This is a genomic window from Bradyrhizobium sp. USDA 376, from assembly GCF_054063675.1.
In genome coordinates this window covers 2,058,717-2,074,746 of record NZ_JBSSGN010000001.1, presented here as the reverse complement: position 1 = coordinate 2,074,746, position 16,030 = coordinate 2,058,717, and the positions used below count along the sequence as shown (strand labels likewise).

The 16,030-nt window shown below is 59.8% G+C and carries 13 protein-coding genes and 6 pseudogenes; 8 read left to right on the top strand and 11 right to left on the bottom strand.

Annotated features, from left to right (window positions below):
• Nucleotides 1-78 precede the first annotated feature (78 nt).
• Nucleotides 79-327, bottom strand: a pseudogene (locus ACVJ19_RS09630) (IS701 family transposase); the annotation flags it as partial.
• A pseudogene (locus ACVJ19_RS09625) lies at nucleotides 325-534 on the bottom strand (transposase); the annotation flags it as partial. The pseudogenes ACVJ19_RS09625 and ACVJ19_RS09630, both read right to left, overlap by 3 nt.
• 172 nt (nucleotides 535-706) lie before the next feature.
• Here ACVJ19_RS09625 and ACVJ19_RS09620 point away from each other — a divergent pair.
• The 6 genes and pseudogenes from ACVJ19_RS09620 (at nucleotide 707) to istB (ACVJ19_RS09595) (ending at nucleotide 5,787) form a co-directional block, all read left to right on the top strand.
• Complete coding sequence (locus tag ACVJ19_RS09620) at nucleotides 707-1,111, top strand: hypothetical protein (RefSeq protein WP_011090921.1); 405 nt, start codon at nucleotides 707-709, stop codon at nucleotides 1,109-1,111.
• A gap of 235 nt (nucleotides 1,112-1,346) precedes the next feature.
• The gene (locus tag ACVJ19_RS09615; protein WP_014498652.1) at nucleotides 1,347-1,613 is read left to right on the top strand and encodes a hypothetical protein; all 267 of its coding nucleotides are present in this window, start codon (nucleotides 1,347-1,349) and stop codon (nucleotides 1,611-1,613) included.
• A gap of 132 nt (nucleotides 1,614-1,745) precedes the next feature.
• A complete protein-coding gene (locus ACVJ19_RS09610; protein ID WP_018269532.1) occupies nucleotides 1,746-1,985 on the top strand; it encodes a hypothetical protein in 240 nt (79 codons plus the stop codon).
• A gap of 600 nt (nucleotides 1,986-2,585) precedes the next feature.
• A complete protein-coding gene (locus ACVJ19_RS09605; protein ID WP_014498653.1) occupies nucleotides 2,586-3,125 on the top strand; it encodes a GNAT family N-acetyltransferase in 540 nt (179 codons plus the stop codon).
• Nucleotides 3,126-3,424: 299 nt separating this feature from the next.
• A pseudogene (gene istA, locus ACVJ19_RS09600) lies at nucleotides 3,425-5,027 on the top strand (IS21 family transposase).
• Nucleotides 4,924-5,787 carry an IS21-like element helper ATPase IstB gene (istB, locus tag ACVJ19_RS09595; protein ID WP_011090918.1) on the top strand — a complete coding sequence of 288 codons (864 nt, stop codon included), beginning with the start codon at nucleotides 4,924-4,926 and terminating at the stop codon, nucleotides 5,785-5,787. Before istA ends, istB (ACVJ19_RS09595) begins: the two are co-directional and overlap by 104 nt.
• Before the next feature lie 4 nt (nucleotides 5,788-5,791).
• On the opposite strand, the gene ACVJ19_RS09590 is transcribed toward istB (ACVJ19_RS09595), so the two are convergent.
• Both ACVJ19_RS09590 and ACVJ19_RS09585 read right to left on the bottom strand, forming a co-directional pair.
• Nucleotides 5,792-6,829, bottom strand: coding sequence for a hypothetical protein (locus tag ACVJ19_RS09590; protein ID WP_011090917.1), 1,038 nt, complete (start codon nucleotides 6,827-6,829; stop codon nucleotides 5,792-5,794).
• Complete coding sequence (locus ACVJ19_RS09585; protein ID WP_011090916.1) at nucleotides 6,792-7,460, bottom strand: AAA family ATPase; 669 nt, start codon at nucleotides 7,458-7,460, stop codon at nucleotides 6,792-6,794. The genes ACVJ19_RS09590 and ACVJ19_RS09585 overlap by 38 nt, the downstream gene beginning before the upstream one ends.
• A 443-nt stretch (nucleotides 7,461-7,903) precedes the next feature.
• On the opposite strand from ACVJ19_RS09585, the pseudogene ACVJ19_RS09580 reads away from it, so the two are divergent.
• A pseudogene (locus tag ACVJ19_RS09580) lies at nucleotides 7,904-8,683 on the top strand (outer membrane protein); the annotation flags it as partial.
• Between the two features lie 10 nt (nucleotides 8,684-8,693).
• On the opposite strand, the gene ACVJ19_RS09575 reads toward ACVJ19_RS09580, so the two are convergent.
• Nucleotides 8,694-9,467, bottom strand: a complete 774-nt coding sequence (locus ACVJ19_RS09575) for an IS5 family transposase (RefSeq protein ID WP_014498128.1) — start codon at nucleotides 9,465-9,467, stop codon at nucleotides 8,694-8,696.
• A 162-nt stretch (nucleotides 9,468-9,629) separates the two neighbouring features.
• On the opposite strand from ACVJ19_RS09575, the gene ltrA reads away from it, so the two are divergent.
• Complete coding sequence (gene ltrA, locus ACVJ19_RS09570; protein WP_224518278.1) at nucleotides 9,630-10,838, top strand: group II intron reverse transcriptase/maturase; 1,209 nt, start codon at nucleotides 9,630-9,632, stop codon at nucleotides 10,836-10,838.
• Between the two features lie 166 nt (nucleotides 10,839-11,004).
• On the opposite strand, the pseudogene tnpC reads toward ltrA, so the two are convergent.
• The 6 genes and pseudogenes from tnpC to istB (ACVJ19_RS09540) all read right to left on the bottom strand — a co-directional run.
• Nucleotides 11,005-11,776 (bottom strand): annotated as a pseudogene (gene tnpC, locus ACVJ19_RS09565) (IS66 family transposase); the annotation flags it as partial.
• Between the two features lie 103 nt (nucleotides 11,777-11,879).
• Nucleotides 11,880-12,332 (bottom strand): annotated as a pseudogene (locus ACVJ19_RS09560) (tyrosine-type recombinase/integrase); the annotation flags it as partial.
• Entirely contained in the window at nucleotides 12,307-13,323 is a 1,017-nt protein-coding gene (locus ACVJ19_RS09555; RefSeq protein ID WP_307724540.1) for a tyrosine-type recombinase/integrase, read from the bottom strand. The pseudogene ACVJ19_RS09560 and the gene ACVJ19_RS09555, both read right to left, overlap by 26 nt.
• Nucleotides 13,313-14,413 carry a hypothetical protein gene (locus tag ACVJ19_RS09550; protein WP_018647441.1) on the bottom strand — a complete coding sequence of 367 codons (1,101 nt, stop codon included), beginning with the start codon at nucleotides 14,411-14,413 and terminating at the stop codon, nucleotides 13,313-13,315. Before ACVJ19_RS09550 ends, ACVJ19_RS09555 begins: the two co-directional genes overlap by 11 nt.
• Before the next feature lie 43 nt (nucleotides 14,414-14,456).
• Nucleotides 14,457-15,173: a nucleotidyl transferase AbiEii/AbiGii toxin family protein gene (locus ACVJ19_RS09545; RefSeq protein ID WP_453949209.1), complete on the bottom strand. Its 717-nt coding sequence runs from the start codon at nucleotides 15,171-15,173 to the stop codon at nucleotides 14,457-14,459.
• Nucleotides 15,174-15,258: 85 nt separating this feature from the next.
• Nucleotides 15,259-16,020, bottom strand: coding sequence for an IS21-like element ISFK1 family helper ATPase IstB (istB, locus tag ACVJ19_RS09540; RefSeq protein ID WP_011090937.1), 762 nt, complete (start codon nucleotides 16,018-16,020; stop codon nucleotides 15,259-15,261).
• Between the last annotated feature and the right edge of the window lie 10 nt (nucleotides 16,021-16,030).

Below are 16,030 nucleotides of genomic sequence, written 5' to 3'. Positions count from 1 at the left end.
GCTCGCCGGGATCTGCGCGGGGGGCGCCCAGTGATGGGTGTCCCTACCGCGAACAGAATGCGTTTGCGCCACTGCTTTTCAAGGATTTGCTTTCGGCAATATGGGCATTGCTGAGGCGGCGGCCGAAGGATGAGATCGACGATGGCATGGCGTGCGGCGGGCATGGTTGGTTGAGGCGGAGGCCCGTTGATTCTTTTTTTTCCGCCCCGCGTATGCGAGGCGACGATGTTGCAGGAAGGCGTAGGCAATCATTGTCATAAGGGCGTGGCGATGAAGACCTTGCCATGATCGCCCTTCGAAGTGATCAAGTCCAAGCTCCTCCTTCATATCGACAAGGCTGTGCACGACCCGCGTCGGATCGCGCCGATCCGGGAACACCCGGGCCAGATTGTCGGCCAAGCCGAGACGCCGCTCGGCCATCGCCAGAAGCATCACGCCCCCGTTCGAGGTTAGGCGCCCACCATCGAAGGCAGCTGTGACTTTCTTGGCGTGAATGGCTGGAAACGAGAAGGGCGGAATCGTATCGTCGGTCATGGCGGGCGTGGCGTTCGCGGTTGGAGGTGATGGGGTTGGCTTCACAACCGAATCCTACGCCGTATGAGCGCTTTACACCACGCTCGCCAGCCTCTCGGGCGCCTCTTACGAATAAGACAGGTTAGTCGGTCCGACCCGTCATGTTTTTGGGGTTTCGGACAAGGTTCTGACGATGACGCTTTCATCCGTTTTGATGGCGGATCGCGAGGCCCGTCCTGATTGGTATGCAGTTGGCATTGCCATGATCGTCGTGGATCGGCTGGTTCACAACTTTCTGGTCCGAACCGGGATTTTGGAGCAACTTGGCATGGTTCATCCGTACGGTCCCCGTTGCTATGCAGACGGCGGCTGCGCCGAGGTCTTGCGGCGCGTCTCGGCACAGATCGACGCGCGCCAGTTTGATCGTAATTTTCCGGCGGATTTTCCGCGCTTTGTTCAGCACGCTCTTTGGCGTTACTGCGCTGCTGACGGTTTGAACGTCTGCAACGGCAACAATATTGATGATCGCAAGTCATGCGATCTTTCGTCGTGTATTGTTTACAGTAATTGTGCCAAAAAAGCGCGGAAATTACAGTAATTATCTTCTATTTAAGCGCAATTTTTCTGCAGCTAAATTATTGCAATCATTGCGCTTTTGGATGATATGCTTTATTATACTTACGACGAGATTGTTTGAACGCTCTTCTCGTCTTCAGCAAAGGAGTCGTCCAATGACAAGACCGCCATTGCCGGGAGCATCCCGCAGGACCAGCGACAACGCCGTTTCAGAAAGGGGCCCAAATCGGGCCCCTTCGGCTTTTCAGGAGGGCAAAATGGCCAAGCCCAATCTCACGAACCAAAAGACACTCTCCGCCTCGGCAATCATCGTTTACGGGATCGACGCGACCGGCAAGCCGAAGGCCGGCCGGTTTCCGGAGCGCCAGGCGGCGGCGGCCAAAAAGGCCGCGCGCTCACTCAAGCTCGCTGTTTGCAACGTCGATCGACCAGCTCTTGTCGAAATCGTTGCGAAAATTCCGGTCGGACGCGTTCACGACCAAGGCAGTCGCTTCTGCCCTACATCAAACGCAGCTTGTACGTGAGCGTCACGACAGGATCACCGGTTCCCGGGCTTGACTTGCGCGGAATGCTCTGGATAGCGCGGTCGGGATGATTGACGCCGCCGGGGCGCGGTGATGGGGTGATCCCGGTTCGGAGCGGGCAACGGGATCAGAATGAACAGCGAGTCGCAGCTGCGCGAGAAGCTTCGGAAGATCGAGGCGTTGTTCGTGGGGGCCGGAACTGCTGGTGAGCGCCATGCGGCGGAAGCCGCGCTGCAGCGGGTGCGGGCCCGGGTCGAGGAACTCGCTCGCCACGATCCACCAATCGAACAGCAATTCTCACTTCCCGACCAGTGGTCTCGGCACCTTTTTCTGGCGCTTTGCCGCCGATATGGGCTGCGGCCGTTTCGTTAGCTTTGAGCGTCTTCAGCAGCCAGCGTTCGACATCATGACCGGACAGCAAGTACGGCAAGACGGCTTCGCTCGATTCCAAGCAGTCCCTGAGGCCGGCAAAGAATATCTTGGCAGCGGCATCCAACGGCGACAGCGCGCTGTTGTGTCGTCTACAAAGGCAGTTCGCGGTGAGATTCTTTGGAGCCAGCGCCTTTGTTTCGCCTGCTTCGAGCCAAGGCAGTCCAGAGGCCGTGAAATTACCGTCCCCGCGAAGTATTTCGATCACAGCCTCGCTGATCAGATGCTCGCCGGAGATTGGCGCTTCGCAATTTCCCAGCTCCTGCATGTAACAGCGTTCAAGTGTCGTACTGGGCGAGCCGGATCGAAGGTCAAGCCCTGAAGCCGGCTTGTGCCATCGAACACCATCAAAACAGCAGGAAGCCGATTGTCGCCCCGATCGACAACGACAAGGTGCCACCTTCATTTCCTCAAGTCTGCGCTTGGCTTCACCCATCGGAGTGACCCCCAGCGGCAGTCTAGCCCGTCTTATTCGTAAAGGACCGGCTCATGCGTCGGCTTTGTCAGCTTTCTGTCAGCTCGTCCAAATAGTAGCTCGTTGTGATGAGAACCAATTACAACAACTGGCCCTCCGACGGGCAAAGTGTGGACCAGCAGCGCGATGCGCTGGCCGGCACTTCTGGCGCAGATGGTGCTGCTTTTACGGCCGCTTTAGCTGCTGGACCAGCGTCTTCCGCTTTTGACAAGAGGACAGGTGTGTCAGTCCGCCTACACAGAGTAAGTAGCAATATTGGCAACGCCCAAAGTGTTTCTTTGTTTACTGATGCCAATGAACGCAATAAGGTGGGAGCGATGACCGTGGCGCCGGGGCGCAACAGTTTGCGAATTCTCAGCATAGAAAATCTCGGCCGGTCGAGGTACAAAGGGGTCGGGACGGCTATGATTGAAGTCGCCGATCATACTAGGCAGTCCGCGGGCCTTTCCAAGCTATCCCTTCTCTCTCAAGATGAAGGAGCTTCAGCATTTTTCTACAAGAAGGGATTCCGGTTTGCGGACGAGGGCAAGAATGCGGAAATGCGGACTGTCATTTCCAATCCACGATACGTCTCAGATGAAATTCTTATGGGCGAGATGGAGCGCTAGCCCGTCTTATTCGTAAGAGTGCGCCTGAGGGCTGGCGAGCGTGGTGTAAAGCGCTGATGCGGCGTAGGATTCGGTTGCGAAGCCACCCCATCACCTTAAACCACGCCCGCCATGACCGATGATACGATTCTGCCATCCTCGTTTCCAGCCGTTCACGCCAAGAAAGTCACAGCTGCCTTCGATGGTGTCATTCGGCTTGCAATATTGACCCCCTAAGCCGGGGGATCGGCGTCCAAAATTGCCCCCCTACAGGTTGGTCTGTTGCGCTGCCTGCTTCGTAACAAAGCAGGTGGTGGAGGATGCTGGTCGTGGAGACGATTGCGCGGATTCGGCGCGAGCACTTCATCAAGGGCAAGACGATCAAGGAGATCGCCCGTGACCTGAAGGTGTCACGGAACACGGTTCGGAAGGTGCTGAGGTCGGGAGAGACCTCCTTCGAGTATGAGCGGCAAGTGCAGCCGCGGCCAAAGCTCGGACGATGGGCAGTCGAACTTGACGGGCTGCTTGCGGCGAACGCGGCTAAATCGGCTCGTGAGCAGCTGACATTGATCCGGATCTTCGAAGAGCTGCGCGGTCGCGGCTATGACGGCGGCTACGATGCGGTGCGACGTTACGCCAGGCGGTGGAGCAAGGAACGCGGGCAATCGACCGCGGCGGCCTATGTCCCGCTGAGTTTTGCGCCAGGCGAAGCCTACCAGTTCGACTGGAGCCATGAGGTGGTGCTGTTGAGCGGAACCACCGTGGTCGTGAAGGTTGCTCACGTCCGGCTCTGCCACAGCCGTATGCTATTTGCCCGGGCGTATCCGCGAGAGACGCAGGAGATGGTGTTCGACGCCCACGACCGAGCGTTCGCGCTGTTCAAGGGCACCTGCACCCGCGGCATCTACGACAACATGAAGACCGCCGTGGAGACGATCTTCGTCGGTAAAGGGCGTCTTTACAATCGCCGGTTTTTGCAGATGTGCAGCCACTATCTGGTCGATCCAGTCGCCTGCACGCCGGCGTCTGGCTGGGAGAAGGGGCAGGTTGAGAACCAGGTCGGGCTGGTCAGGGAACGCTTCTTCACGCCGCGTCTGCGGTTCAAAAACCTCGACGAGTTAAACGCCTGGCTGCTCGACAAATGCATCACCTACGCCAAGGCTCATCGCCATCCGGAACTGGTCGATCAGACGATCTGGGACGTGTTCGAAGTCGAACGCCCTAGGCTCGTTCCCTATGCAGGGCGATTTGACGGCTTCCATGCGGTGACGGCGTCGGTCTCGAAGACCTGCCTGGTGCGCTTCGACAACAACAAGTACTCGGTCGCAGCCAGTGCAGTCGGACGACCGGTCGAGGTTCAAGCCTATGCCGATCGCATCGTGATCCGCCAGGATGGACGTATCGTTGCCGAGCATCAGCGATCCTTTGGCCGCGGCGATACCGTCTACGACCCTTGGCATTATGTGCCGGTGCTCGCCCGCAACCCCGGCGCCTTACGCAACGGCGCTCCCTTCAAGGACTGGGTGCTGCCGGCCGCGATCGAGCGGATCCGGCGCAAGCTTGCCAGCATCGACGATGGCAATCGGCAGATGGTCGACATCCTCAACGCGGTGCTGACTGACGGTCTGCCTGCGGTGGAAGCGGCCTGTGCCGAAGCGCTCAGTCACAGCGTTCATTCCGCCGATGTGGTGCTCAACATCCTGGCCCGTCAACGTGAGCCAGCCCCGCCGGCCAACATCATGACGCCAGCCGCCCTGACGCTCCGTCATGCACCAATCGCCGATTGTGCCCGCTACGACAACCTTCGGAGGACCAACTGATGGAACGAACTCAAATCTTCGACCTCATGGGCGAGCTCAAGCTCTATGGCATGAAGGCTGCCTTCGACGAGATCATGGCAACTGCCGTCAAACGTCAGCATGAACCCCAGCGCATCGTTGGCGATCTACTCTCCGCCGAGATCAACGAGAAGCAAGCCAGATCTATCAAATACCAGCTCACCATTGCCAAGCTGCCGCTTGCCAAGGACATTGCCGACTTCCAGTTCGACGGCACGCCGATCAATCAGACGCTCGTCAATGATCTTGCTGGCGGCGGCTTCGTCGCCCAACAGCGCAACGTCGTGCTGGTCGGCGGCACCGGCACAGGCAAAACCCACCTGGCCATTGCCATCGCAAGAAGCTGCATCCGATCTGGTGCCCGCGGCCGCTTCTTCAACGTGGTCGACCTCGTCAACCGCCTCGAGACCGAGACCCGCAATGGACGGCAGGGACGGCTTGCCGAGCATCTGACCCGGATGGACTTCATCGTGCTGGACGAACTCGGCTATTTGCCCTTCGCCCAGTCCGGTGGCCAGCTTCTCTTCCACCTCGTCAGCCGGCTCTATGAGCGCGCCTCCGTCATCGTGACCACCAATCTCGCATTCGGCGAATGGCCCAGCGTGTTCGGCGACGCCAAAATGACCACAGCGTTGCTCGACCGATTGACCCATCACTGCGACATCGTCGAGACCGGCAACGATAGCTGGCGGTTCAAAAGCCGAGACGACGATCACGCCACCCGCGCTCGTCTCGCCTCCGCTATCCCGGCCAGCTCCGACGAGACGAGCGCTACCAGCAAACCCCGCCGCGGAAAGGGGTCAAAATTGGACGCCGATGAAGGGTCAAATTTGCAAGCCGATTGACACTTTACACTTCTGGATCTGAAATGCGGGTCAGCATCCTCACGTGCGGTCCCGCCCGTTTGAAGACCGGCTCCCAAAACGCATAGGCGTTCTCGACGAAACTCGCGGTTACGGAGAACTTCGTGAGCGCCGCCCGATATGCGGCCTGGCGCCCGCAGCCCTGTCCCTCGACAAGGTGCCAGATGAACTGAGCGACCTGGCGCGTGTACGTGCTCGGACGACCTCGGTGGTTGGGTACGATCTCAAGTCGCTTGGTCCCGGTGTCACGCGTCTCCGGTTCGGTGATATTGGCAAGCCAAATGAAGATTGATGGATCAATGCTCGCGGGATAGCCGTCGCGCTTGAGCTGCTGATTGATGATAGAGAACGCGCTGGCGGCTTCCCTGAAGCACTCGCTCAGGATGAAGTTCGCCTGGTTCTCCAGCTTGCCGCTCCGAAGATCGTCGAGCAATCTGACCGCCTCGTCGGTGAGCCGCCGCATATATCGCGGTTGCGACTGTCCCGCGCTGTCGGCTGGTTCCTTCTGCATGATTAATTCGGCCGCATCCGCGCGAAACCCCGTTGCGGCTTCTTTGAGAACGGTCAAAAAATTGCTTTCAAGTCCGGAAGCGACGACGGTTTTCGACGCCGCTTCGCCTCCCACCCGCGTCTCTACGAGGCCGTTTGCATGGTCCAAGGCAGCATTCAGGCTGGCTTTGATGTTTTCAGAAGCTCTGTCTTGAGAGTCTTCGGCAACCTTCACCATCATCTCGGTGGTAGTGTCGGAATCTAGGAGTTCGTCCTTGCGCGGCGCCGCCGCATTCCGAGATTCAAGCACCGCAACGGGACTCGGAGCCGTCGCTTGCCTTGCAAGAATTGTTTGATCAGACGTATTCGGGCCTGAGTGCTCCGATCGCAGATTGGAAGCAGCAATCCCGCGGGGCAGCACAAACAGGCCATCGTCAACGGCTCGGCTCGCCGCCGCGGTAAGCTCCACGAGCGAGCGTCGCGCGCAGCGCGTCTGCCTAGTACGCGGCTTTTTCGTTTCTTGCGTGTGGTTCATGATCTGACGACCCCTCGACAAGCTTCTTCAAGATCCAGCGCCACAGCTCACGAACTTCCTCCGAGGCTCTTCCCTCTTGTGCAAACTCCGTCACGCCTAATCCTGCCCCAAGCGCGTCCTGATGGTCATTGCGCTGTCCGACATAGGGAAGCGCGAGCACCCCGAGCGAATTGAGCGACGTCGCGGCTTCACTCACGCGGCAGCCCCGCGGTGGCGTCTGAGCGAGGACGAAAGCAAATCGGCGGTTGAGCCTACGAATAGCAATCAGCGTCGGTATCGCAGCTTCGATGTCGGCGGGACTCGGACGCACCGGGATCAGGCAAAGATCGGCCCTCGCGATGGCGCGCATGGCCAGTGCATTGTTCGTGGCGGCGGTATCGATAACCGTAAGCCAGATCCCCTCGGCTTCAAGGCTGACGAGCGCCCGTTCTATTTCGGCCGAATCAGCGACCCGAACGACCCGGGGATCGGGATGGCGGCGCCGCTCTTTCCATTTTGAAATCGTGCCTTGTGGATCCGCCTCGACAATTGCGACGCGCTCCCCGTTCCCCAACGCTGCGACTGCAATTCCGACCGCCAGCGTGCTCTTGCCGCTTCCGCCTTTTTGGGTGACCAGAGCAAGGACATACATCTTCTACGCGTCCCGGACGACAACGACATGAAACGCACGAGTCGTCGACATCGAGCCTACCCTTCCCGATGGTGGGTCGCATCAAGAGCGAACGTGGAAATCGCAGCCAAATCGAGGCCCAGCCATTAACGATATACCGCGCAATACGTCGGCCAAGGGCCGCGAGAATCACCACGACGTGGCTTTGTAAAATAGCCCATTATTCGGCCGTGTCACGGATCTTCGCGAAAGGATTGCTGAGCACCGTCGTACAAGCATGAAAGCAGAGCCTGCTCGCCTCTCTGGAATGGACACGGCAAGAAGCGGCTGTCGCAGTTGCAGCAAGATGCTGCCTCCTACCAGATTGGAGAGGTGATCTGCCTGCCAGCTCGAACTATCGAGCTAACCACAACTTGGGGACAAGCTACGCAATATTTTTCCGTGCTCAGCAGGAGGACTCTCGGATGAAGTGCAACAAGCAATTGTCGCTCGCGAGCATCATTGCGTTCGGGACGATCGCTTTTGGGAGCGGAAGTTTAGCTGCTGATTTGCCTGCGGCACCTGTCGTCAAAGCGCCGGCTCCCGTTTATCCTCTCTTCAGCTGGACTGGAGGTTACATCGGCGGCAGTGTAGGCTCGGGTTGGGGTACCAGCCAGACCGACCTCGCTGTGGGCAATACATTCATTGGCGCCCCCGTCAACCAGACCGTAAACCAGCTCATCGGCGGCACTGCCGATTTGAATGTGCCATTGCCGCAGGTGCAGCTGAACGGCTTCCTCGGCGGCGTACAAGCCGGTTACAATTTCCAGTCCGGTGTGATGGTCTACGGCGTGGAAAGCGATTTTTTATGGAGTGGTATCAAGGGGCGCACTGGCTGCTTTGTGGTCTTGAACTGCACGAACGACACCAAATGGATTGCCGATATCACCGGACGGGTCGGCGTCACGGTGGGCGACCGCGGCCTAGTCTACATCAAGGGCGGCGCAGCTTGGGCCGATTCCAGCATCGGCATCAACCAGTCCTTTGCCGTTACATCGAACTTGGGGGCTGGCTTTGCTGCTAACGGTGCTGCCGATGGCCGAGCGACCAAGAACATATTTGGCGGCACATTGGGTGCGGGCATCGAGTATGCCTTCCTGCCCGGCTGGTCAGCCAAAGTTGAGTATGACTACTTCGATTTCGGCAGGCAAGACGTAAAGCTGCCGGTTTCGGTAGTCGAGAACACGGCGATTGGTGATGAACCTAGAACCTATCTCAAAATTGTCGAAACAGGATCAGCAGGCAAGCGAGCTGGACGAAGCCGAGGAAGTTTTGCGGATAGAACTCCCAGCGGACCAGCAGGCGCCGCCGCCACTGTATCCAGGCGAAGAAGCGTTCGACCAGCCAACGCCGAGTATAACGACGGAGCCTGCGGCCGTCCTGGGTGAGCGACCTCACTCGGTTTGAACGATGTGGCGCGATCATCTCGATGCCTTGTGAGCGCAGTTCATCGTCGAGCGAATCGCTGTCATAGGCGCGGTCGCCGATCAGGTTCTCTGGCTTGGCCTCGATCATGTAGAAGTCGAAGCAGAGCTGTACCAAGCGCACTTCGTGATGGTTCGCGGCATGCGTGCTCACTGAAAGCGGCAAACCGTGGCGATCCACAATCGCCATGATTTTTAAGCCTTTTCCGCGCCTCGTTGGGCCGATCTCTGCACCGCCGCCTTTGGCCATCGCAAAGGTCGCGTCGATGAAACACTCCTCTTCGTCGAGCAAGCCTTTCTCACGAAGTTCGTTGGCTATATCGGTCAGAACGCGCCGCAACACTTCATTGCGACACCAGTTCTGAAAGCGACGGTGTACGGTCTTATAGTTCGGATAGCACTGCGGCAGCATGTGCCACTGCGCGCCCGTGTTCAAAATCCAAAGAGCGGCTTCGAGAACCTGACGTGTCGCAATCGGCTTCCGGCCCGGCCGGCCGTCGGCAATGTGCTCTTCCGGAAAGTGTTTCCGGATGCGCTCCCATTGCTCGTCCGTCAGCCGAATCATCTTTCCTTTATAGCCGATCGACGCTGATCTTCAATTTTGAGATAGGTTCTAGTAACACCGAGAATATCCGTTCAGAAACTTCAGACCTCGCTGCAGGCGAAAGCTAAGGCTGAACCAGATTATCGATTCTACTCTCTTTGGGACAAAATCTGCAGACTGGATGTGCTGGAGGAAGCCTACAGGCGCTGCCGAGCAAACCGGGGGTCGCCGGGGGCGGATGGCATCACATTTGCTCAGATCGAAACCGAGGGACGCGAACGATGGCTGGAAAATGTCAGACAGGAGCTGACGGCGGGTGACTACCGACCGCAGCCCCTTCTGAGGGTATGGATACCGAAGAGCAATGGCGGACGCCGACCGCTCAGCATTCCAACCGTAAAAGACCGAACGGTCATGACGGCGGCGATGCTGGTGATCGGCGCCATCTTCGAAGCGGACCTGCTGGAGAACCAGTATGGCTTCCGCCCGAAGGTGGACGCCAAGATGGCAGTGCGCCGCGTGTTCTGGCACATCAGAGATCATCGGCGATCAGAGATCGTCGATGCGGACCTGAGGGATTACTTCACCTCGATTCCGCATGCACCACTGATGAAATGCCTCACACGCAGGATCGCCGATGGTCGGCTTCTTTCGATGATCAAAGGCTGGCTGACAGTCGCGGTTATCGAGAAGGACGGCCGGCGGATCACAAGGACGGCGGAGGCTCGGACGAAGAAAAGAGGAACTCCACAAGGCTCACCTTTGAGCCCGTTGTTGGCGAATCTCTACTTTCGTCGGTTTCTGCTGGCTTGGCGCAAACACGGACACCAAGATCAACTCGATGCGCATATCGTGAATTACGCGGATGACTTCGTGATCTGCTGTCGCCCCGGTTCGTCCGAGACGGCAATGGCGCGGATGCAGACGCTAATGAACAGGCTCGGGTTGGAGGTGAACGATACCAAGACGCGACTCGCTCGGGTCCCAGAGGATAGCGTAACATTCCTCGGGTATACGATCGGACGCTTCTATGGAAAGGGAGGTCAAGCCTTTCTTGGCACAAGACCTTCCAAGAAAGCCGTTCGACGATTGCTCAGACAGGTCCACGACCGCACGACACGTCAGTGGTATCCGGACTCACCGGAGAACACAGTCGCTGTCATCAACCGCTTCCTACGCGGCTGGTGCGGCTACTTCGACCAAGGTCCAGTGGTGGAAACTTACAACCTCATTCGGCAATACGTCGACCGTCGTCTGCGTCATTGGTTGGTCCAGCGCACCGGGGCACGTGGCCGGGGCTTCAACCGTTACTCGCAGGAATACCTGCATGAAACGCTTGGCCTCTACCGCCTCCCAAGAGCGCGTGCCGACGTGCCGAGAGCGAAGGCTTGATGGGTTGAGAGAAAGCCGGATGCGGGAAATCCGCACGTCCGGTTTGACGAGCGGCGACTGGAAACGGAGCCATGGTCCGAAATGAGCCACCGGCACTCAGCGAAAGCTGCCGGCCAACGGCAACTCCTCGGAACCTGTAGCCACCGCGTCAGTCGTCGACTCTACCGAGCTCGATGCGACCATCGGTCAGAAATCGTTCGAAGATGGCACGGCGCGAGACGGCATAGCGGATCGCCTCAGCCAGTTTTGATTTGCCGAAGATCCGACGCAAGGTCTGCTGCCAGAGATCGAAGAGATCTGCGACGATCGCCGCGGAGGCTTGCTGGCGCGCGGCAACGCGAGTGTCGGGGCTTTGACCGCGCATCGTTTTCTCGACCTGCCAGAACTTCGCCATCCGCTCGACCGTCGCCGTTGCCACTTCTGAGCTCCCTGCAACATGCAGCTCGTAGAACTTGCGTCTGCAGTGTGACCAGCAGCCAGCCTGTGATGCAATCATTGCCGCGATCGGATCGCGCGAGCTTGTTATAGGCGGCGTAGCCATCCACCTGCAGGATTCCGCGATAACCATTGAGATGGCGGACCGCGCATTCACCGGAGCGGCTGTCTTCGAAGCGATAAGCCACCATCGGGGGACCGTTGCGGCCAAACGTTCGATCATCCCTGGCATAGGCCCATAAATAGGCCGTCTTTGTCGATCCGGAGCCCGGAGCGAGCGTCTGCAAAGTGGTTTCGTCGGCAAAGACCCGTTCGGCCTTCTTGACCTCGCTGAAGATGTAGTCGGCCATGATCTCGAGCTCGAAGCCGAGCTTGCCCATCCATTGCGCCATCAACTGGCGGTCGAGCTCGACCTTGTCGCGGGCGTAGATAGCCTCCTGCCGGTAGAGCGGCAGGCCATCGGCATATTTGGCGACGGCGATCTGGGCCAGAAGCGCTTCCGTCGCCTGAGACGCCCGCCTTCTCAAGTCCCCGGCGCATCATCTCGACATCCGCAGCGGCGTATCGGTGGGTCGTGGCGACCTGAGCATGGCCAAGCCAAGCCTGAATCGTCAGGAGGTCCACGCCTGACCGGAGAAGCTTCATGGCGAGGGAATGCCGGAAGATGTGCGGCGATATCGGCTTGCCCTCCAAGCTTGGCCTCGTGGACCCGGCCTGGGAGGCGGCACGCCGCACGATGTGTGTCGCGCCGAAACGCGTCAGGCGCTCGTTGTGGACCCCGACGAAGATTGGCCGCGGTTCATGATGGGCGAGGCCGCGTTCGCTCAATAGGTTGGTCAGCGATCGCACCAAATCCTGAGGAATGGGAACGACGCGATCTCGGCGTCCCTTGCCATGAAGCAGCACCTGCGGGCGTCCTCGCTCCAACTGAAGGTCGTTCGCGTTGACGCCGGTCGCTTCGGACACGCGAGCGCCGGTTCTCGCCAAGAAGAGCAGAAAGGCCCGGTCGCGCCGACCGCGGGACGTCGTCTGATCAGGGGCTGCGATGATAGCCTCCACCTCGGCGTTGGTGAGATGATGCGTCACCTCGATGTGGGCCCGTTTGGTGGGGATCCGACGAGCCGGTGAGGTAGTAGGCTGTGTCGCTATAGTTGGCGTGGCCGAGGTAGGTGGCGAGTAAGGGCAGCAGCGCTTGGACGTCCGCGCGCTCGTGGTGCCACAGCCTCAGCCTGGTCACCGCGAACCGGTGCCGGAGATCGTGCGGTCGCAGAGGCTTGCCATTGTCAAGGCCCGCGAGCTTGCGGGCCTTAGCGAAGTTGCTTTGCAAGCCGGTTGCCGACAGACGGCAGCCTCGCGAGCTGAGGAAGAACGCCTCGCCTTTGGGCCTGGGAAACACGGTGTCGCGCTCACGGGCGTATCGACGAAGTTTGGCTGCCTGGGTCGTTGGGTGAACAGGAATCAGGCGGTCTTTACGGAACTTGGTTTTACGGACGAGGATGCCCCCGTTGGTCAGATCGACGTCGCCGCGATCAAGCCTGACCACTTCGCCCGATCGTAACCCCGTGCTGGCCAACAATCCGATTAGCGTCGCCATCGTGCGGCCCCTGAGAGGGGTCCCTGGCGAAATGAAGCTGCATGCGTCGATAAGCGACGTCAGCTCAGCCTCACTTAGGGATGCGCGGCGGCGGAATCGCCCTGGACCACGGGAAAGCTCTGCGCTCCAAGACCTCGGTCTGGGGGTCGTAGACGACCAGGTACTCGTAGAATCGGCGGAGCACGCCGTGACGGACCGCGCGGCTGTCGGCGGCGCCACCGAACGACAGGACGAAGTCCAGCGCCATCGTCCGGGTGGCGGGCGCACCCAGCTGAGATCGCTCGACGTAGCGAACGAAAGCCCGCAGCGTGCCGGCTTCTGGAAGCGGCGACAACAGGTGAGAGGAGGCCTGACTACCTCAAGCAGATTGGTCGCGACGCTCTTTCCAGAGCTCCGATAGTGTGGCGTTAGGTTTACTGAGGCCTTCCGCCGCGGCCCTGTCTTCCTAGAATCCATAGGACCGTTCGGCCCAGCGGAGAAGCACACGCGCATCCCGATCGGGTAAGACCACGCGCTGACTACGCAGGCCCTTGGCGATCGCTTGGCCAACCTCTGGCGCAACTCGATTACCATGGGTCATCAAGAAGAACCAACCAAATGGGACGCCGACCTCACGGTCGATGGCTTCGACGCGATCCATCAGGATATGAACCGAGGCGTCGCCAGCGATCAGCCTCTCTTCCGGCAGATGCCGCGGGCGCGGCACGAATCCGATCTCGCGTGTGCCTTTATCGTCGTAGTCGTAAATGTCGAGCGCCCAGTGCACATAGACCCGCTCGGCCGAAGCGCTTGATTCTTCCCAATCCTGGAAGAAGCGCGTCTCCCGCGGCACGAACTCGAACCAGTCCGGCACCAGTTCAAGAAACGGCGTCTCGGTCGTGCCCTCGCGTGTCGTTTCACGTACCACACGGCGTTCCATCTCTGGCCGCTGCGCCTCGCGCTTCTCGCGCTCGAGGCGGGCACACCGCGTCAGGAAGCTCCGGACATGGACGACGCTGCTGCCTGGGCGCCCAAGCATCCGATAGAGCGGACCAGCGATTACCTTGTCGTCGGACATATCTTCGTGCGTGATCCATGACGGATCGAGTAATTCGCCCTTGCCCCAAGGGCGATATGTCGGATTGACGATCGGCCCGGCACGCCATTCAACTTCCAGACCGAGACGGATTTGCACATAGTCCGCCGCGCCCGGTCCAGTTGGCGCGAAGGCATACACACTGTTGCCGTGCCATTCCGAGATCTGAAGGTCGCTCTCGCGCAGTCGCGTCCAGAGCGCGCCAATGTCGCCATTGTCCTTGGCAAGCTCCGCTTCCATCCACGGCCGGTATTCTGCGATCCGTGTCCCGTCGGCGGCGACCACCGAGCGCGTGTCGCGCCAATACTGCTCGTCAATGCCCGATGTCGAAAACGGAAATCCCGGAAACGCCTCTGTGAGCGCGGCCGCCAGCGCCGCTTCGTCAGATCCGGTCGGAAGACGTGCGAGAACCGCCTCGATCGAGGCGGGATCGGGCAATCGCATTGGGATGTTCTCTGGAGCGTCAGCCATGCCATGATCCTATCATCGGCGGTTGTCGAATTCTGCTCGTTTGCTAGCGCGTCCTATTCACCGCGCGTTCGATCTTTTCCATCGACGCGAGGATTTGCTCGAACCGAGGAGCCTCGCCGAAGATCATTGGCGTCATGTTCGTATAGTCACGCGCGAGCGCGTCGATCATTGCCGCAGTCGGCGCAAGCGCAAACGATCCGGTCACGGCCGAGACGAGATCGTAATCAGGCCGGTTGAAGAACATGAGAGCATGACGGACGCAGTCGGCCCCCAATTCGGCATCTTTGACCGCCGACCGGCCGATGTCGGAGGCGAAGAGGCAATACAGGTCGTAGAAGTGCCGCGAAATGCGCTGGCCTTCCTGGCGCAGCTCACCGCGGCGCTCGAACCAGCGGCGCAGCCCGTGAGCGATCACGATTTTGTCCCAGAACGTGCGCTCGGCGTCGATCGTCGTGACGTTCGGCACCGTCAATTCGAGGCCTGCCACGTCGTCGGCAATGTAAGGACGGATATTCGCCAGGTGGTTCGGGTCAAGCGCCGACTTCGCTCCGGACTCGATCCGGACTGCCGGCCGCACATAGGCCTCGTCGCGCGGTTCAACCTCGGGATACCAGACGAGAAGCGTCTGCCCGTCGGCATCCGACGCGTCGATCTCGAGGCGTCCGCGTCCACTCGTCGCTTCGGCGAGATGTTCGGTCAGGAAGGCGTATAGCGGACCGCTAATATAGCTGCGGCAAGCGTCCCGGATTGCGGATTTCACGGATCGTGAGCATCGATTTCGCGCGATCGTGAGCACTGAATTCAGACGATCGTGAGCAGCCCGCTACGGCCGATGGGAGATAGAGTCAGTGTTCTGGTTGGCCGTCAAGGGTGATGGTTTTGGCGCTGCGTTTTCGCATGCTTTCTCCGGTGAGCTGGAGGCGGTGGGCGTTGTGGACGAGGCGATCGAGAATGGCGTCGGCGACCGTGGGGTCCCCAATGGCTCCATGCCAGGTGTCCACGGGGAGCTGACTTGTGACGATGGTGGATGCGCGGCCATGGCGGTCCTCGAGGATTTCGAGCAGATCGCGGCGTTCCGCGGCGGTGAGCACCGATAGTCCCCAATCATCCAAAATCAGAAGCTGAGCGCGGCCGAGGCTTTTGAGGAGCCGAGCGTAACGTCCGTCTCCGCGCGCGAGCGCGAGCGCCTCGAACAGCCTTGGAACGCGATGATAGAGGACTGATCGGTTGTCGCGGCAGGCCTTGTGGCCGAGCGCGCAGGCTAACCAACTTTTGCCCAGGCCGGTTGCCCCGGTGACGAGCAAATTCTCGTGGCGATCGATCCAGCGACCTTCGACGAGTTTGGCGAAAACGGCGCGGTCGATGCCCCGCGGGGTGCGCAGATCGACGTCCTCGACGCAAGCAGTCTGGCGCAGTGCGGCGATCTTGAGGCGCGTGGTGAGCCGCCTGGTGTCGCGTTCGGCGGCTTCGCGGTCGACCAACAGGCCGATGCGATCTTCGAACGGCAGGGCTTCGAGATCGGGCGATCGGCGCTGCTCCTCGAAGGCCTTGGCCATTCCGGTCAGGCCAAGCTCGATCAGCCGTTCGTGGGTTGGGTGGTTAAGCATGCCGGGTCTC